A 19,867-nucleotide genomic window follows, 5' to 3' on the forward strand; every position below is an offset into this window, starting at 1 on the left:
CTGTAAAAGATGCCTCATACCTAGTCCATTTATTTACTTCACAAGCTTAAATTGTGACCACGATACTTTTATAGCTACGAAGATAACATTTTAGTACCGATATTTTGAAATGGAGTTTAGCATCGGACATGATCTTCTGCTTTAACTGTTGACTACCAATAGCGGTATAATCCGAATAACAAAGGGCTATTTCGTCGGAAATAGCCCTTTTTAATAATTTATTGTCTGTTTGTTTTACTCAACCTTTCAGGATGGAGCTATACTTCCACTTCTTCGGGCGCAAACTGATCATATACTTCGCCAAATGCATCGTAATCCTGATCACCGTTAGGTTCAAAAACCTGAATATCTTTGGATCTGGCAAAATCAACAATCTCTGTATTGACATTTTCATCAGCTACGACAACCATATCCGTAAAATGCAATGCACCTTTATAGATTGCTTCATAGCTACCATCACCATACACTTGCGCATCATCAGCTTTAAAAGCACCTTCCGGAGCCATTTCGGCATACTTTGAACCCAATGTACCTTTGAACTCTTCGTTAAACAAAGAATACATCACTTTTGCATCCTTAAATGTAGGGTCGTCCTTGTACGTTGTTTTCACGTAAGCAGGCACCAAAGCAGAAAACCATCCATGACAGTGTACTACATCAGGTGACCAGCCTAATTTCTTAACAGTTTCCAACGCTCCTTTACAGAAGAACACCGAACGCTCATTATTGTCTGCAAAGAATTCGCCATGCTCATCACTAAAAACTTTTTTACGCTGAAAGTAGTCCTCGTTATCCAAGAAATACACCTGCATCCGGGCTGCAGGCAGTGAAGCTACTTTAATAATTAGCGGATTATCATTATTATCCACAACAATGTTCAAGCCTGAAAGACGAATCACCTCATGTAATCTATTTCTACGCTCATTGATATTCCCAAAACGAGGCATCAAGATTCGGATTTCAAAACCCTTCTCTTGCATCGCTTGAGGCAGTTGACGTGTAATTTCAGAAATTTTGGTTAATTCGAGGAAAGGCGACATCTCGTGAGTAATAAACAATATCTTCGTTTTTGCCATCTCCAGTTATTTTTATTTATTATTTTCGAACAGTAAAATCGGTCTACAAAGGTACAAAAAAAATACTTACCATGCAATTTGCTATCAATCATCGTTTTATATTCCCAAAATAATATGCAACTTTGCGAACAAAAAACTATTCAGCAAAGTGGAAATTTTCAAAACGAAAGCATCCCTCCAAGCACATCTCCAAAAAGCACGCTCGGCAGGTAAAAAGACAGCCTTGATCCCCACCATGGGAGCACTTCATGAAGGGCATTTGTCGTTATTAGATTATGCCAAACCCATCAGTGATATTCGTGTTTGTAGCATTTTTGTCAACCCTACGCAGTTTAACGACCCCAAGGACCTGGAGAAATATCCACGTCCGATTGAAAATGATATCAGGCTACTGGAGTCCGTCGATTGTGACATTTTATTTATGCCAAGTGTAGAAGAAATGTATCCCGATCAAGACGAAAATTGGCATATTGACCTTGGCGAACTGGATCAAATATGGGAAGGTGAAAAACGTCCGGGCCATTTTCAGGGTGTAACACAGGTAGTCTATAAATTGTTTACTCTAGTACAGCCCGATATTGCCTGCTTCGGTCAAAAGGATTTTCAGCAGGTCATGGTCATCAAACGTATGATCGAAATTAAAGATCTTCCAATTCAATTGGCGATCTGCCCAATAATCAGGGATGAACACGGTTTAGCCTTGAGCTCCAGAAATATGCGCCTGAGCGAAGAAGGAAAAACAAAAGCCCGCGCACTTTCGCGTTCGTTACAATATGTAAAAGATCATCTTGCAGACAACATTGACCTACAAGAAATTAAAGAGAAAGCCCTTACTATTTTGACACAGACAAAGGGAGTAACAGTCGAATATTTTGCGATCTGTGAAAGCAACTCTTTAAAAGAAGTTGAGCGGATTGATGCCAGTAAACAGTATGTGATACTGGTAACAGCCTGGGTTGAAGGCGTTCGTCTTATTGATAATATGACGTTAGCTTAATAAAAAAAATTTTACCTTTGCGCCATGGTAATAGAAGTAATGAAATCCAAGATTCACCGCGTGAAAGTCACACAAGCGGAATTGAATTATGTGGGTAGTATCACGATAGATGAAGATTTGATGGATGCTGCAAATATCATCGCTAACGAGAAAGTTCAGATCGTAAATAATAACAATGGGGCCCGCCTGGAAACGTATGTGATTCCCGGACAGCGCGGATCGGGCACGATCTGTTTAAATGGAGCTGCCGCACGGTTAGTACAGGTTGGCGATATCGTTATTATTATTTCTTATGCAACAATGGACTTTGAGGAGGCTAAGCAGTTTCAGCCTTCTTTAGTTTTTCCGGATGACAACAATCATTTGATCAGATAGTATCGAACTAGCGACTCCAATACTTAATAATAATTTTATCCAGTAGACACACCTACTGCTAAATAAAAATCGTATTTTTGAAGCGTTACTTTATCAAGTAGCGCTTTTTTATGGAATTAAAAACAACAAGAAACCTGCGTCAGCTTATCGCATCATTCCAATTGGCTTTGATGTCGCTGATTATTATTTCTGGTGTTGTTTTTATGCACAAAGAGGTAAAATCGACTGGGGAAATCGTGATGCACACGCACCCTTATGATTTTACAAAGAAAGAAAAGCCTCAGGAAACCGATGACCAGATCGATTATCTGAATGTCATCTATCAAAACACATATGTTCAGACGGAATTCATCGTCCTCGAGCTTCCAGCACCAAAGGAAATTCAGACAACAAATTACTCCTCGATCTGTCCAGAAGTTGCCCGTATTTCAACTAGTCCCTATTACCTCCGAGGACCTCCCCGCTTAGCATAAAAACATTTATTTTTTTTTAATCAAACGTACCGTGAAATAACATCAGGCAATGCCGCCGGCATTTGTCAGTTGCTTTATTTCCAGAATCGAAAAATTGATCAAGATCGTGGGTTGCCCACTGTTGCACCTGTTCATATTTAATGATTAAAAGAAAACGGTAGATTGGCTGCAGGTGAGTGATCTGCAGTCCAAAGATCTTAGTACATCTTAAGACTAAGTTATATAGTCAATGTTATATGATACAGCTGACAGGCAAGATTCTAAAATTAGCATCACCCCTGTCTATAGCGAAAAGTATGCAATATAAAAGATTATAAGCTTTTAGGATTAAGATCTCAAAACGAAGTACTCCATACTCAATCTTATAAAAATGCTAAAGCAATATACGTTGCTGGCTACACTAATAGCCGGCACATCCACCATATACGCACAATCACCTCTGGAGGGATATTTATTCAATAAAAACCGTGAAGCCATTGCTTCTGGCACATTGACCATAAAGAACAGCAAATCAGCCACAACATCAGATGCTGATGGACACTTTAAATTCAATAACCTGACTACGCCCAAAGTAACTTTAAATATTTCCGCTGTAGGTTATCGCTCACTGACAAAAGTGATCAGTTTGGACACCTTAAAATCACCGCTTCAGGTCCAGCTCGACGAAGACAATCTTAATCTCGACGAGGTTGTCGTTTCGGCTACCCGTTACGGTGTCAAACGTAAGGATGCACCGGTTGTGGTCAATGTCATTGGTCCAAAACTATTCAATGCGACACAATCCGTCGCAATGTCAGAGACATTAAATTATCAACCCGGTGTTCGGGTGGAAAATAACTGTCAAAATTGTGGTTTTTCGCAGGTTAGACTCAATGGTCTTGAAGGTCCATATTCACAGATATTAATCAACAGTAGAGCTGTTTTTTCGGCATTAAACAGTGTCTATGGATTGGATCAGATCCCGACCAGCATGATTGACAGGATCGAAGTTGTCCGTAGTGGCGGCTCAGCACTATTCGGTGCCAATGCCATCGCCGGAACCATCAATATCATTACGAAAGATCCCGTCGAGAATGACTGGCAGGTAAAATCCACCAATTCATTGATCGGCGGCAAAAGCTGGGACAATACCGTAGACTTCAATACTTCTCTTGTGGCGGAGGACTTAAAAACCGGTGCAACATTTTATGGCATGCACCGTAATAGGGAATCTTATGACGCTAATGGCGATGGATTTTCTGAGATAACCAAGCTTCGGAATACTACGTTTGGCACCAAGGTGTTTTACAAACCGAGCGATCTGGATAAAATTACCATTGATTTCAGCACGGTCAATGAATTCCGTCGGGGTGGAGATCAGCTTGATAAAGCGCCCCACCTGACTCAGATCACAGAGCAATTGCAAACCAGCTCCATTGTCGGGGGAATCACCTACGATCATTATTCCGAAGATTACAAACACAAACTGTCGGCTTACGGTTCCGTTCAGAAAACCGCACGGGACAGCTATTATGGCGGTCTTGGCGGCGGAACCACACTCGCTGACAGTACGCTTGCATCCAATTCGTATGGAAAGACAAACGACATTGCGTTAGTTGTTGGAAGTCAATACACCTACAATTTTGAAAAGGATGTATTTACTGCTGGCGTAGAGTTTTCCTACAATGACACACAGGATGAAATACCCGGATACAAACGCACTATCGATCAGCAAAACAAAGGATTAGGAACTTATGCACAATATGAATGGAAACCTTTTGCGACATTAAAAACGCTGATCGGTGCCCGTTACGACTACACCTATGTCGATGGCAAATACAGTCTTGCAGGCATAGATCGGAATTCGGATCAACGTTTCGGAACTTTCAGCCCACGTTTAACCGTGCTGTATGATCTGACAAAAGACCTCCAATTCAGAGGTGGATATGCACGTGGATTTCGGGCTCCACAGGCCTTTAATGAAGATATGCACGTCACCTCTATCGGAGGTAATCAGGTTTTTGTCCTGATTGGCGAGAACTTAAAAACCGAATATTCCAATGCTTATACGGGTTCCTTCAGTTACAACAAGAATTTTGGAAATGTACAGACAAGCTTTCTTGTCGAAGGCTTCTACACGGACCTCAACAATCAATTTGTGAATGTTATGGCTTCAGAAAAAGACGGATTGATCATTCAAGAGATGCAGAATGGCGAAGGAGCACGTGTATATGGTTCTAACATCGAAATCAATATTGCCCCTTCATCCTGGCTTTCCTTCCAGACCGGAGGAACAATCCAACGCTCGCGTTATAAAAAAGATCAGCTGATCTATGAAGGCAAAGAGGATACCCATGATATCTGGACAAAGAAATATGTCCGGACACCCAATATCTACGGTTATATGAACACAAACCTAAAAGCGACCAAACGATTTGCAGTCGATCTGACAGGAGTATATACAGGTAAAATGATTGTGCCACATATCCAGCAAGATATTATGACCTTAAAAAATGCAAGAGATTTTGTTGAATTGAACCTACGCTTGGGATATACTCTGCCTGTACATAAGGATTTTAGTATCGAGTTCTTTGGTGGTGTACAGAATATGTTCAACGCCTTTCAAAAGGATTTTGACAAAGGTGCATTACGGGATTCGGACTATATCTATGGCCCTACACGTCCACGAACATATACCTTCGGTCTTCGGGTAGGACATTTTCATTAGGAAATTGCCATCGGGAGAAATAGACGTTAATAAAAAAACAATGAAATATTGCCGGAAAATAAGCATGCTATTGATCGCATTATTTTATCCGCTCCTCCATTTTGGACAGGAGCGGATAAATTGGGTCAGTTTTGAACAGCTCGATTCTTTACTTGCAGTCGAGCCGCGGGAGACCCTTATTTTTATCCATACCGACTGGTGCTCATATTGCCGGAAGATGGAACGGGAGATATTCACCAAGCAGAATCTTGTCACTGTGATCAATAAAAATTATTATGCAGTCAGTTTAGACGCGGAATCTGCGCAGGAAATTACTTTTGATCAGAGCGTTTGGAAGCCGAAATCCAACAAAAAAAGAACTGGCCAGCATCATCCTTTGGCGTTAGCGTTATTGAATGGGAAACAGATGATTTTCCCAAGCCTTCTTCGATTTGACAAGGAGTTTCGCTTAAAAAATATACAACAAAAATACCTGAACTCAAAAGAGTTAAATGATTTTTTAGAATAATTTAACATATTTGTGTAGCGAAACCAAACGAACGTGCGTTTGGAATCTTATAATTAATACACACTTTAAGAAATTATGAAAAATATCACGAAATTTTTAATGGCATTTTTGTGTCTGGGAATGATCTTCGCGTCTTGTAATAAAGATAATTTTGACTGGGATGAATATTACAGACAACAAGAGGAAGCTATCAAAAGGGAGAAGGCAAGGCAAGATTCTTTATATAAAGATCAAGCTCCTTTATTATTAGAATATGCGCAAAAAAACTTTAAAAACGAAGCCGGACAGCCAAATTATGTTGTAGATGATTCAACTAAGATTGTTTATCAAATTTTAAGCCCCGGAGACAAAACCTCTTACACTTATAAAGCTCAGGTTGGAAATGGAGGCTATGTAATTACGTCGCCATCGGTAACAATCAACTTCAAAGGACAATTGTTGAACGGAACTGTATTCGATCAAAGTAAAGAGGGTACGCCGACTAATTATAGCAACTTAAGTCCTGCGATCAATAAGTATGGCGGTTCGTGGTACTATGCATTTATCCCTAAAGTAATTAGTCAAGATGGTCGAGAGTTAAAATTCAATGGGCTAACAGCCACAGGCTTAGTGAAAGGATCCAAAATTCGTTTTGTAGCACCATCTTATTTGGGTTTTGATCAAAAAGAATTTAAAGATGGAAGTGAAAAAGTAACGGTTCCTGTAAATACACCCGTTGCTTATGAAATTGAAGTTACCGCAATTGCTGCAGCCACTTCAAACTAAAAAACATACTATTTAAAGAAGCCATTTTCATCCCGAGAATGGCTTCTTTAAATTAAAATTAACATAATACCATGAAAAAACTACTTTCTGCCCTACTCTTTGGACTAACACTGACCTCGATCTTTTTTGCTAGCTGTAACAAAGACAATTTTGACTATGCCGCTTGGGAAAGAGAACAGTTGGAAAAACAACGCATTCAGGATTCCATCAACAAAAAGCGCGTTGAAGAACAATTTCCTATTATCAAGAAATATGTGGCGGACAACCAGCTTCAGAATGTACTATATATTGATTCTCTAGGTCTAGCCTACCAGCTTTTAGCTACTGGAGAGGAGAGCTCATACACCTATTCATTTAATTCCAACGGTGGAATTATTGCTCCTGATGCGACGGTAAAATACATTGGTAAACTTGTTCCCAGTGGCACAATATTCCAACAGACCGAAGAGGGAAAAACAGCTACATTGAATTTATCCAGCGTTATCACAGCTTGGCAGATCGCTTTTCTTCCGAAATCCATATCGTATAATGGCAAGGACATTCCAACAGGAGGAATTACGCCAACAGGTCTAAAAAAAGGATCTAAAATCCGCATCATTACCCCGTCTCCTTGGGCTTACGGTGATACGGGCAAACAAGGCTCTTCCGCTTCAGACGTTTCGATTCCAGCTAAATCACCTTTAGATTTTACAATTGAGGTTGTTGATATTAAAAATAAATAGTCTTACAAAAAACACAATAGGTCTTCAAAAACCATCCAAAAAAGTTTTTGAAGACCTATTAACCGTGCTATGAATAAATTTTTATCGCCTTTATTTTTAGGAATCGTAGCCCTCGCTCTACTGAATGTTGTTAGCTGCAATAAAAACGACGATATCCCTATTTATAATGCGACTGAGCAATTTAAGACAGATTCCGTCCTACTTAAAAATTATGTTGACAGCTGGTTTCCTGATGCACAGTATGATGCAGAAACGGGAATATGGTATGAGATGCTTGCCACAGGAACGGGTAACTATAACTATAAAATAGTAGATACACTAAATGCAAAACATCTCAAATTTTCTCCTACCGTAAAATATGTAGGAAAACTTTTGAATGGGAATATCTTTGATCAAACGGAAGCAGGCAAAACATCAACCTTCAACATTAGAACAAATACAGGCTATCAATATCCCTTCGACAGCACAATTATTCCGGCTTGGACATTCGCCTTCGCACCAAAAAGGATTGGAGACATGAAATTAGGAGGGCTGACCGAAAAAGGGCTTCAAAAAGGCTCCAAGATCCATATTGTGGTACCTTCCAGATGGGCGCATGGGAGTCTAGCAATGGGTAAAATCCCTGCTAATTCTCCATTGGATTTTGTTATCGAAGTCGTAGACATCAAATAAGATCCTTCAACACAAAAAACCGGTAATATTTTTAAAATACAAACGTAAAGACGTCTAAAGCAACTTCTGATTTTAGGTGTTTTCTATTTCTTCCTGTTAATCACAATATAATCTTATCAAAAATATCGTATTATATTTCCCCTTGGCTACTGGAAAATAGGAATATGCTCAAAATAATAAATCCCAACTAGAACAATAAGTGCATTTCTCGACTTAGGAATCCAGCCGAGTAAAGCTCCATGTCTGACCGGTATAATAAGTGAATAGGAAGAGCTTTTAAACAACAAAAGCTCGAAGTGGGGAACTCCGAGCTTTACCTAACCAATTATTAACCTAAATTATGAAAAGTTCTTTATATATTATTTTGTATATATCTTTCTGTTTTGATATATCAAAGGTAACACACATTCCCTTTCATGTCAAGAAATTTAACAGCATTTAACGTTGTTAAAATTATGTTAAAACAATTTAGCAAATTGTAACAGGCTAGTGACCATGTTTGAATAATATTTATTGTGAAATAAATTAACCAATAGATATAATTAACGAGAATAATGCACGAAAGAATTCATTGGAAGCTTTTAAATATATTCTGAAGCAGTATTGTTCAAGATTCGACGAAGTGTGTAAGACCATATCATGGTCTTCAAAATCAGAGAATTAAACGGCCAATTTTTAAGAAAAAAATAAGCAAGGCAATGAAAGCCTGAATTCTTTTAGAAAACAATATCAATAAACAAACACTTTCAATAAAAAGGAATAAATTTGTGTAAGAGCTTTTGTCAGTATACACTACGTTTAATGAAGTGCGTTAAAAAATAGGAAACTATCAGAATTTTCTTGACGACACTTGCCATCTAATAAATTGAAAAAAGAAATAGGAATGAAAATAGCTTTAGCACAATTGAATTACCATATTGGTAATTTTGAAGCAAATACAAAAAAAATAATTCATGCCATCAACCAAGCCAAAGAAGCATCGGCAGATCTTATCATATTTGCAGAACTCGCTATCGGAGGTTATCCGGCCAAAGACCTGCTGCGAAGTAAGGTATTTAAACAACAGTGCAACGCCGCTATTCACCAGATTGCAGCTCACTGCCAGGACATTGCCTGTATCATCGGTGCGCCTGTCACAAACAGCGATCCTGAAGGAAAAGCACTTTACAATACCGCCATATTTATCGAACAGGGAGCTGTTCGAAATATTGTAAAAAAGGGTTTATTACCAGATTACGATGTATTTGATGAATACCGATACTTTGAACCCAACAAGCGTTTTGATTGCATCACATTGAACGGTGTAAAAATTGCCCTGACCATATGTGAAGATCTTTGGGACGACGATGAGGGCGGCAACTCATATGTAGGTGACCCTATGTCCGAACTCCGAAAAGAGAACCCTGATCTACTGATCAATATTGCAGCTTCGCCATTCTCGTACACACATTTTGAAGAGCGTGTTAAAGTGCTTTCCCGTCAGGTCGTGAAATCCAATCGTCCACTGATATATGTCAACCAAGTGGGAGCACATATGGATATTATCTTCGATGGCCGATCACTTGCGCTCAACAACGACGGGACAAAGGTAGCTGAATTAAAACGATTTGAAGAAGACCTACAGTATGTCACCTATCATCAGAAAAATATTACTTCAACCACCGCTCCCACAAAAGATCCTATAACAGAGATTGCCTTGATCCATGACGCATTGATTTTGGGATTACGTGATTATTTCCAAAAATCAGGATTCAAAAGAGCAGTATTAGGTTTATCAGGAGGATTAGATTCAGCCTTGGTTGCTGCCCTGGCCTGTGAAGCACTCGGCGCAGATAATGTGCTTTCCATTTTAATGCCTTCTGTCTATTCCTCAGATCATTCCATCAAAGATGCAATGGACTTGGTGACCAATACCGGCTGCAAACACCATATCGTCCCCATTAAAGATATCGCTTCAGCATACGAAAATACACTCGCTCCACTTTTCGAAGGTTTGAAACACGATACCACCGAAGAAAATATACAGGCGCGTGCACGTGCTGTTATCTTGATGGCCGTATCAAACAAGTTTGGCAATATCCTATTAAACACTTCCAATAAAAGCGAGGCCGCTGTTGGTTACGGCACCTTATACGGCGATATGGCAGGCTCCATTTCGGTCATTGGCGACGTCTATAAATCCAAAGCTTATGAACTGGCTCGTTATATCAATCGGGAGCGTGAAATTATCCCGGTCAACACCATTGAGAAGGCCCCATCAGCCGAATTGCGTCCCGATCAGAAAGACTCGGATTCCCTACCGGAGTACGACCTACTGGATAACATCTTATATGAATTGATTGAAAATGAAAAGAGCGGTTCCGAAGTTGTAGCAATGGGATTCGAAAAAGCGTTAGTAGAAAGAGTGAGTAAATTGTTGAACAATGCTGAATTTAAACGCTTTCAGGCACCGCCAATCCTGCGGGTGAGCCCCAAAGCTTTTGGTACGGGAAGACAGATTCCACTAGTAGCAAAATATCCATATTAATTTTACAATTAGCATTAAACCATATTTATAGTTTTTTGTCTAACATTAATAAATTAAAATCCGTGCTGTACAGTACAAAAATGAATTGCCATAATAATTGCTTTGGCTTGCTTAGAGGCCGCCAGAGCGAATAGTTAAGAAAGTTTAAAACAATTTAAATAAATATAAGTTCCATATAGGCCATGAAATCTTCATGAATATACAGCTAACAAGCAAAACAAGCTGCTCATGATAGATTCATCACAGTTAATAAACAAATTACTACGATGAAAAAGATTCTGTTATTTTTGGTGCTCTGCGTTGCGTTGGCATCATGTTCGTCTTACCAATACAATACCACTCGGGTAGAGAAGATGGATTTTACTCCTTTCAAGACGTATGCCTGGCTACCACCGGTAGACTCGCTTTCAAAGTCTTATTTTGATAATGATATTGCCAAAACTAACATTTTGGATGCCGCAAATGCCGCCTTGGAAGCGAAGGGACTCCAATATTCAAAAGATAATCCTGATCTATTATTCCGTTATATCACTATCGTCAATAACAAAAGCCGTCTGGTATATGGCGGTGGCGGATATTATGGTTGGGGAGGTCCTTGGGGCTGGTACAGACCATGGTTCTCACCTTATTATTATGGTGGCGGATATTACCCTGTTGCTAAGGAGCGTTACCGTTATGGCCACTTGATTATCGAAGCTATTGACCGCAAAACAAATGCAGTGATCTGGCAAGCACGTGGTTCGGGTGATGTAGATAATCCAGAGAAAGCAATCAACAACATCAGTAAGGTAGCACAGGGTGTGATTGACTTATTCCCTGTAAAAACCTTAAAAAAATAAACAAAGTTTAATTTAACGCCTGTAATAGAAAAAGACCGGTTTTCTTCGATTAACCGGTCTTTTTCTTTTTGAACATGTTTAAGGCATTCCCCCAACGTTAATATCGCTCCGGTTTATAACCGTTTAGGAATCTCCTAATAATCCTAAAAAGCGGTCACTAAACGGAAGGTCTCAATTTTAAGTAGAATGGTACTTCAACGCGTTCTTTGGATTTATTAATGATCAATTCAGCTGCCATCCGACCCATCATCTCAAAATCAGTCGATATTGTCGTAATACCATTAAGAATAAACTTCTTTAATGGCGTCTCATTATAGGAAATGATACCAACATCTTTTCCGATGATCAATTTTTTTTGAATAACCTTGTTCAACAATTTGACGAGATCGTCTTCAATTATATTGATATAGCAAGTACCTTTCTCTACTTTCTCTTCATCTATATCGGAGACCAGCTCATGGTCAAAGGCATATTGCTGACAGAATTTATAAAATCCCTTGATAATAGCTTTCGGGAAATCACTATAGTCTGGAAATACCAGTTTCAGGTTTTTATACTTGCTCAGTACTTCATTAGCTTCCTCCAATGCAGAATAAATATCATGTTCATAATTTTCGTAAACCGCAGGAAAGTCGCCGGGCACATCCTCAATGAACTTCCCCAGCAACATTAGCTTTTCGGCAGGAATTTTACGGATAATATCCGGTGCTTTGTCTCTCCCTTCCTTAAAATGAGGGAAGAGTACATAATGGTCATAGGTTTTGGTTAGACTCCCCAAAAGGGTGTTCAGATACGATAAGTCTGAATTGTAAACAAACAAATCCAAATTGGCATGATCACCGAGTTCTCTTGCAAAGGAATCGTATACAATTTTTTTATGTGCGCTCAGCTTATTAAGAAAGAGCGCTATCTTAAGTTTTGATTGAACATCAGTTTTATTTACATAATATCCCTTCCCTGGATTGGATGCTATGATCTCATTTTTTTTCAGATATCGGTACGCTTTTTCGACTGTGTCGCGTGATATCTCCAGATATGCACTCAACTCATTAATGGAAGGCAACATATCATCTCTGACCAATATTTCATTTTTAACAGCATCAATAATCGTATTTGCCAATTGCAGATACTTGGGCGTGGCAGAAAAATCACTAATTTCTAAAGTTTTTAAAAATTGATTTACAGAATTGGTCATTGTTAGATTTTAATAATTTTAAAATTAACGATTTGTTTATAATTTTTTTAAAAAAACCTTAAAAACTACCTCTTTCAAAATCCTCCCTCTATGCAGCCCATGATAAAAGGACCTGTTGCCTTTGCATCATTCTCACGAATTCGCTCACCTACGTAGTAATCATAACTACCGTCTCGATACGGATTTCCCCCCAAACCGGCAACGGCATTACACTGTATCAATGTCCACAATCCATTTTCTTGTTTTAATAGTTTCTTTTGGATACCCTGATATAATCTATCTACCAAACTTTTATAGCTTTTTGAAAGGTATTTTTTATTCATGCCTTTCGAGTAAGCATACAGAAACATGCTATTTACTGACGCTTCCTGATAATTTCTTTCTTTTTTTGGCTGGTCAATTACTTGCCACCAGAGGCCTTCATTATCTTGATAGTTAGCAAGAGCATTGGCTAACGATTGCGCCAATTGAATCAATTTGTCTCTTCTGGGGTAATCTAACGGCAACTCGTCCAATACATCAATGACCGCCATAAAATACCAGCCAATACTTCTCCCCCAAAAATTGGGCGACTGCCCCGTTTGGGGATTTGCCCAAGCTTGCTTTTTGCTTTCGTCCCAAGCATGATAATACAATCCTGTCCTAGGGTCCAATGTATGTTTAGCAGTAATTAAAATTTCGTCAATAGCCTTATCATAATACTGATCATCCGTACTCAGCTTAGCATATTTAGCGAGAAATGGCCCGGTCATATAAACCCCATCCAGCCAGATCTGATGGGGATAAATCAGCTTGTGCCAATAGCCACCTTCGAGTGTTGTAGGCTGGTATTTTAGTTGGTGAATCAAAGTTTCAATAGCCAGTCGATATTTTTGTTTCTTGGTTTTTTCATAAAGTTCAAAGAGAATTTTTCCTGAATTGACAAAATCCACATTATAGGCACTAAGCTCATATAGATGAATTTCGCCCTTTTCATTGATGAGTGTATCCGCCCACTTTTCTACATAATTGAAGTATTTTTTATCTCCTGTCTTTTCGAAAACTTTTAACATGGCAAGACAACCTAAGCCTTGGGAATACCCGAAATATAATCGTTTACCGTGATCCAATTGCCAGGCCTCGGGAAACCGCTTCATTTCTGAATCTGCAAAATGTTGATACATCGATTGTGCTGTCAGCGTAGATACTACTCCCAGTAAGCATAGGAGAACAATTATTTTTTTAAAGACCATATGTTTTGTACTGTATGATTAAAATAAATATTTTACAATTATTATAGTACTTATAAAGAGTTAAGACTTTCTGGAGCTAATAGATAATGTCATTAGTTACCTTTTAATAATGGCATATAATTAAATTATGAACTTACCTTACGAGAGGTAATAAATATGTACATCAGCCAGTAATGCTAAAAATATCACAAAAAGAAACAATAACCGTCCTGAGCTATCTTGATTTGCATGCTGTCTGAACGATTTCGCACAGCAAAATATTGACTTCGTCACGTAGAAAAGTCATTCCGACCAGTGTTTCGTTTGTTTTCCCACGTGGAATTTTCATTTCCCCACGTGGAAAAATCGTTCAGACACCCGACTTTTTCATTTCGCCGAGTGACAAAATGAAAAAGTCCATTAACTAAACAAAGAAGTCGGGGGGCTTTTTCATTTCGACAGGCGTCAGGGATATTTTGTCCTAAGGGGAAATCAAACGTTCACCTGTCGAACTCATTTTGCCAAGTGGAAAAATTGCGCAAATACAGCGCAATTTTCCACAGACAGAGCGCAAAATCGATCGGAAGGACACAATACATCTTAATAGAGTGGATGCTGCTGACCGGTCAGTCCCGGATTATTATCAATGGTCGTCGTACTTAACGGGACTATCTCTACTTTGTTTTTTTCCAGACCTCTATAAATATTACTCACCCAAGTCGCCGTAGGGGTCAAGGCATTTGAAAAGAAAATAGATTGATTGCTGTACATATCCAATAAGGTATATCCCTGCGCAGTTAATTCGGCTTTTTTTATTGCTTCCGGAGCCTCTTTAAACGATATAAATTCTTGTGCAATCAGCGGATCATTAAATGTATTGGCCGGCGTCATTTTGTACGCACGGAATAAATCCACATTTGCGTACTTGCCTTGGTGGCCGGCAAGATCCAATAAATCTTGCTTGGTTTGGCTCAGTTTTTCGAACAAAATTCCCCAACGAATTAAATCGGTCCTTCGCCATCCTTCAAAGCCCAATTCCAGTTTACGTTCCTGGATAATGGCATCCCGAAACCCTTGATAAGATGTTGGTGTTGTCCCTATTTTTGCTTTATTGTTTTTGAATGCACGTAAGCGTACCTGTTCGTATAGATCTTTTGCAATTGCGGTTGGTCCTTGATTGATTTCATTTTCAGCTTCTGCGTACATCAGCAGGATATCAGCGTAACGTAATTCAATCCAGTTAATATCTCTTTTATTTACCGCAATGCCTTTTTCTGCTTTCCAATTGACTCTAAATTTACCGATGGTATTACTTGCATAGGTATTCATCTGGTGCTTACTATCTGCTGTGATGGAATAGGATGCAATCGCAACATCACGGCGGCTATCCCCCTCCTCAAATTCAAAATAATAGGTTGGAAAGGCTGCCATTGCTGGCTGTGCTTTACCATAGTAGGAATTTGTGTGCGAAAAAAATCCATTTGTATAACCAATCTGTGCATCGTTACGATCAGCTCCTTTCTGCCCATACTGCAGCATGGACTCGTTATCGTATTTTCCATTGATGAGGTTTCTGAATATCGTTTCATAATCTATCAGACTATTTTCACCCCGGTCTACAACCATTTTGCAAGCATCTCTAGCGATTTGATATAACTCTTTAATCCTGGCCTGATCCGGACGTTTACTCAGCTGCACACTACTTGCCGAATAAGAGTTTAGATCCCAACGCAAGGAATATCCTGCCGCGTATAAAGCTGTCCTAGCCAATAGCCCATAAGCTGCATTCTTTGAAATACGTTCTACGGATAAACCAGATTCTCCTTTCCAAGGAAGTAACGCAATAGCTTTTTGTAAATCTTCGACACAGGCATCCATGATCGTATCACGGCTCACACGCGAAGAAGAGAAGCTCCCCGCATCGACTACGGGAATACGCGGAAAAGGAACATCGCCAAAATAACGTACCACATTCAACATATTTTTGGCGCGTATAGCCAGTGCCTCACCAAGGAGCATATCAAGTTTTTTCTTTTCTGAATCAGTCTTAGGTTGCATTAATGGAATATTCTTAATCAATACATTGACCTGTTCGACGCCAGAATACATTGCTGTATAGGTCGAAGAGGGGCTTGTTGCCGGGGTATACACATAATTGGAAACTTGATTTTTTGAGTTGGTCTCCCCCTCCGTGGAAAAACATTCGTCTGTTCCCATACCAAATTGGTAATACAGTTCTGAATTAAAAACACTCGTATAAGCACCTAGTAATGCCATTTCGACACGATCGGCGTTTTCAAAGATATTACTACTATCGTAATCACTTTGGGAAGGAAGTTCCAAAAATTTCTTACATGATCCTGTAGCCAATAAACAGGCTATGCTTAATATTGTTACAATTCTTTTCATTGGAATAAAGTGTTTATCATCAAAGGCTATTTTGTCCTAAACGATTTGTTAAATCGCATTCAATTATTTTGTTTGTAGTGCTACTATATATTAACCAAATCAATCACTCAAAAGGTCAAATTAAAGCCAACAACGAAACTTTTTGTTCTTGGATAGGCTGAGTTATCCACGCCTCTCGTTAAAATAGACGATGTTGACGCTACTTCGGGGTCATAACCCGAGAATTTGGTAAATGTATGAATGTTGTTGAGTGTCATAAAAACGCGCATTTTTCGCAAATAAGCGTGTTTAGACAATTCTTGAGGCATAGTATAACCCAGGGTGATATTGTTAATTCGTAAAAAGGATGCGTCTTCCAGGTAATAATCCAATGCATCACTTATCGCAATATTATTGGTCGGATTCAGACTCCATACTTGCTCTTTCTGATGCTGATTGGGATTCAGTTCAGCCAAACGGTTGAGGTCTTTGGTCTCTGCCCCAGTATTGGGGTCGATTAACGTAAATCGATCCGCCATGTTCGCCAATGAATTCTGATTCGGTAAATAAGGCCCCATAAAACGTTGCGTATTCATATTAAACGCCTTATTACCATATGCAAAATTTAGAAACATATTTAAATCAAAATTTTTATAGGAAAAATTATTCCCAATTCCACCAAAAAACTTGGGTTCAGGATTGCCTATTACCGTACGATCATTGGTTGACCACACGGGATTACCATTGCTATCTGTCTCGCCTGCTGTTGGCAAATATTTGACATCGCCTGGTTTAATACTCGTTCTGTTTTTCCCTTTTAATGATGCTACGCCATCTTTCAACATGTAGCTACCATCCCCATTTTGGACAAAATCATCTGTGGTATATACACCGTCGTATTTGTAACCGTAAAATTGTCCCACAGTCTCACCGACTCTTGTGATGAAGTCAATCCTTGAGCTGAGATTATTCAACATAAAATCGCTATTTTCACTACTAGATCCATATAGGCCAAGCGTTTTTGACCTATTAAATGTGATATTGAAATTGGTTTGCCATTGAAAATTCTGTTTTTTGATATTCAATGTGCGTAAGGTAAACTCTACTCCCCGGTTGCGCAGGGCTGCCACATTTTGATTTTGATAACGATATCCAGTTGAGGTAGGTATTGTCTGCTTTAACAAGAGATTACTTGATTTGTTGGAATAGAAATCTGTCGTTAAACTAATACGATTCTTTAAAATAGCAATGTCCAGCGCGAGATTAGACGTTTGCGTCTTCTCCCATTGCAATTCAGGATTCCCCAACAAATCACTTGGTTTCAAACCTATTACCTCTGTATTATTGATCGCAGCAATCGTGGATCCGTACAATGTAGCATAGGTCACATTACCAATATTATCGTTTCCGGTAGATCCATAACCCGCCCGTATCTTTAATTGATCAAAAAAGTTCTGGCCTACCATAAATTGCTCCTTATGGATATTCCAGGCTGCTGAGGCTGAGGGGAAATAACCCCATTGATGCCCTTCCTTGAATTTAGAGTTGCCATCTGCACGCAGTGTAGCCGTAAGTAGATAACGATCATCATAATTATAGATCGCTCGCGCAAATCCAGAGACAAGTCCGTACCGGCCTTCGTCAACATCTGCGCGATCTATCCGGGTTGCCAGGGATACATCATTCAGTCCAAAATTACTCTGCGGAAACCCATAATATGTATGTCCCAAGCTTTGATCTTTGGAATACAGGATCTCATGTCCCATCATTAAATTTAGATGGTGCTTTTCAAACTGTTTCATCCAAGACAGTGTATTGGTGACCTGCCATTGATACCCTTCTGCATTACCTCTTGATCCGTATGGCCCACCATTATTACGGGCATTTACTGTACGTCCATCATCCCACATGTCATTTCTCGTTTGCTTCCACTGGTAGGACCCCGCGGTTCGAAAGGTAAAATCATTAAGGAATTTGACGTTTAGGCCCAAATTGGCCACAGCCAAACGGCTGGCCTTGGTCTTTGTAATCGCATCGTTCATGATAATCGGGTTGTAAATATCATATTGTGAATCTACTGCCTGAAGCTCTTCTGCAATGTCGGCGTTCAGCAATTGATCATTGGTGAATCGAACTCCCCCAGTGACCGGTTGCAGGATGGACATCTTAAGCATCCCTCCCAACGAACCTCCACCTTGTGTATTCGCATCTTGCAGTAAGGTGTTAAAATCCAAATCCACGCCTTTAAAAAGGTTGTGATTGATTTTAGCTCTTACGCTATTGCGATTATAGCCGGATTTAGCTAATATACCATCTTGACTCATGTTATTGTAACTCAACATTAACTTCGTCTTTTCATTTCCGCCGTTTATATTGACATTATGATTCTGTAAAATCGCCGAACCGCCAAAAACTTCCTGTTGCCAATCGATCCCGGTACGATTGCCATACTCCTGCTGTATCCGTGGATATGCATTGCTCGCAAAATCTGAAGCTGAGGGATCCCCACCAAACATATTTGCGAATTGCTGCTGCCTGCCCCCTAGGGTCTGGTATTCATATTGATATTTCACATAATCTTCGACCCGCAACAAATCCAATTTCTTGCTTAGTCTTTCAAAACTGAAATAGGTATTGTAATCTATATTGGTCCGACCGGATTTTGCAGACTTAGTGGTTACTAATATAACACCATTAGCACCTCTAGAACCGTAAATAGCAGAAGCTGAAGCATCTTTCAATACATCGATACTTTCGATGTCACTTGCATCCACACTGTTCAATCCTCCATCCATAACAAACCCATCAACAATGACCAATGGATTGCTCGATCCTGAGAAACTTGTTCCACCACGAACAGTAACATTGACTGCCGATCCCGGGGCACCACTTTGCGTAACAATGTTGACTCCGGCAATCTTTCCAGTCAATGCTTGCGCTGCAGTTGTCACCGGTATATCCTTGATTTCACTTCCTTTGACCGAGCCTACGGCGCCAGTCAAATCTCTCTTTCTGGCTGTACCATATCCAATAACAACCACTTCATCAAGATCGCGATTGGATTTTTTCAATTGCACTCTAATTGGTACATTTTCTTTGACAACAAACGTTGTCGTTTCATAACCAACGCATGATAACTGCAAAATATCGCCTTCTTTCGCTACATATTGGAATAATCCTTTGGAATCCGTTTGTAGCGTTCGATCTGTTCCTTTTATACGGATACTTACTCCAGTAAGAGGCACATTTGCGTCATCGACCACCACTCCAGAAATTTTATTTGACTGTGCCCAGAGATGGAACGGCAAGGCTAAGGTCGCCAACGCTAACTTAAGCTTTGAATTAAACAACACAGATTTACCCTTGGGTGATTTTTTTATTATTCGCATTATAATTTAGTATATTGAGATTT

Annotated in this window: 15 protein-coding genes; 10 read left to right on the plus strand and 5 right to left on the minus strand. The window is 39.4% G+C overall.

Annotation, left to right across the window (positions count from 1 at the left end; all coding sequences use genetic code 11):
- Positions 1-257 precede the first annotated feature (257 nt).
- On the minus strand, positions 258-1,076 hold the full coding sequence (locus tag D7322_RS00725; RefSeq protein WP_121120568.1) for a glycogen/starch synthase: 819 nt from the start codon (positions 1,074-1,076) through the stop codon (positions 258-260).
- A 148-nt stretch (positions 1,077-1,224) separates the two neighbouring features.
- Between D7322_RS00725 and panC the strand changes: the two genes are divergently transcribed.
- The 10 genes from panC to D7322_RS00775 all read left to right on the plus strand — a co-directional run bounded on the left by panC (position 1,225) and on the right by D7322_RS00775 (position 11,661).
- Positions 1,225-2,073, plus strand: a complete 849-nt coding sequence (panC, locus tag D7322_RS00730) for a pantoate--beta-alanine ligase (protein ID WP_121120569.1) — start codon at positions 1,225-1,227, stop codon at positions 2,071-2,073.
- Positions 2,074-2,097: 24 nt separating this feature from the next.
- Complete coding sequence (gene panD, locus D7322_RS00735; protein ID WP_121120570.1) at positions 2,098-2,448, plus strand: aspartate 1-decarboxylase; 351 nt, start codon at positions 2,098-2,100, stop codon at positions 2,446-2,448.
- A 110-nt stretch (positions 2,449-2,558) separates the two neighbouring features.
- Positions 2,559-2,921: a hypothetical protein gene (locus D7322_RS00740; RefSeq protein ID WP_121120571.1), complete on the plus strand. Its 363-nt coding sequence runs from the start codon at positions 2,559-2,561 to the stop codon at positions 2,919-2,921.
- Positions 2,922-3,291: 370 nt separating this feature from the next.
- Positions 3,292-5,628 carry a TonB-dependent receptor gene (locus D7322_RS00745; RefSeq protein WP_121120572.1) on the plus strand — a complete coding sequence of 779 codons (2,337 nt, stop codon included), beginning with the start codon at positions 3,292-3,294 and terminating at the stop codon, positions 5,626-5,628.
- Positions 5,629-5,668: 40 nt separating this feature from the next.
- Positions 5,669-6,136 (plus strand): thioredoxin family protein, encoded by a 468-nt coding sequence (locus D7322_RS00750; RefSeq protein WP_121120573.1) that lies wholly within the window; start codon positions 5,669-5,671, stop codon positions 6,134-6,136.
- Positions 6,137-6,211: 75 nt separating this feature from the next.
- Positions 6,212-6,901, plus strand: coding sequence for an FKBP-type peptidyl-prolyl cis-trans isomerase (locus D7322_RS00755; protein WP_121120574.1), 690 nt, complete (start codon positions 6,212-6,214; stop codon positions 6,899-6,901).
- A 71-nt stretch (positions 6,902-6,972) separates the two neighbouring features.
- Positions 6,973-7,623, plus strand: coding sequence for an FKBP-type peptidyl-prolyl cis-trans isomerase (locus tag D7322_RS00760; protein ID WP_121120575.1), 651 nt, complete (start codon positions 6,973-6,975; stop codon positions 7,621-7,623).
- 69 nt (positions 7,624-7,692) lie between these two features.
- On the plus strand, positions 7,693-8,295 hold the full coding sequence (locus D7322_RS00765; protein ID WP_121120576.1) for an FKBP-type peptidyl-prolyl cis-trans isomerase: 603 nt from the start codon (positions 7,693-7,695) through the stop codon (positions 8,293-8,295).
- 883 nt (positions 8,296-9,178) lie between these two features.
- On the plus strand, positions 9,179-10,822 hold the full coding sequence (locus tag D7322_RS00770; RefSeq protein ID WP_121120577.1) for an NAD+ synthase: 1,644 nt from the start codon (positions 9,179-9,181) through the stop codon (positions 10,820-10,822).
- A gap of 266 nt (positions 10,823-11,088) precedes the next feature.
- Positions 11,089-11,661, plus strand: a complete 573-nt coding sequence (locus D7322_RS00775; protein WP_121120578.1) for a DUF4136 domain-containing protein — start codon at positions 11,089-11,091, stop codon at positions 11,659-11,661.
- Positions 11,662-11,818: 157 nt separating this feature from the next.
- Here D7322_RS00775 and D7322_RS00780 read toward each other — a convergent pair whose 3' ends face one another.
- From D7322_RS00780 to D7322_RS00795, 4 genes are all read right to left on the minus strand, one after another.
- Positions 11,819-12,856 (minus strand): GntR family transcriptional regulator, encoded by a 1,038-nt coding sequence (locus D7322_RS00780; protein WP_121120579.1) that lies wholly within the window; start codon positions 12,854-12,856, stop codon positions 11,819-11,821.
- Positions 12,857-12,930: 74 nt separating this feature from the next.
- On the minus strand, positions 12,931-14,088 hold the full coding sequence (locus D7322_RS00785) for a glycoside hydrolase family 88/105 protein (protein WP_121120580.1): 1,158 nt from the start codon (positions 14,086-14,088) through the stop codon (positions 12,931-12,933).
- Between the two features lie 579 nt (positions 14,089-14,667).
- On the minus strand, positions 14,668-16,476 hold the full coding sequence (locus D7322_RS00790; RefSeq protein WP_121120581.1) for a RagB/SusD family nutrient uptake outer membrane protein: 1,809 nt from the start codon (positions 16,474-16,476) through the stop codon (positions 14,668-14,670).
- A gap of 107 nt (positions 16,477-16,583) precedes the next feature.
- The gene (locus D7322_RS00795; RefSeq protein ID WP_121120582.1) at positions 16,584-19,844 is read right to left on the minus strand and encodes a SusC/RagA family TonB-linked outer membrane protein; all 3,261 of its coding nucleotides are present in this window, start codon (positions 19,842-19,844) and stop codon (positions 16,584-16,586) included.
- Between the last annotated feature and the right edge of the window lie 23 nt (positions 19,845-19,867).

Origin of the sequence: Sphingobacterium puteale, from assembly GCF_003627955.1 — a bacterium.
Lineage (GTDB): Bacteria > Bacteroidota > Bacteroidia > Sphingobacteriales > Sphingobacteriaceae > Sphingobacterium > Sphingobacterium puteale.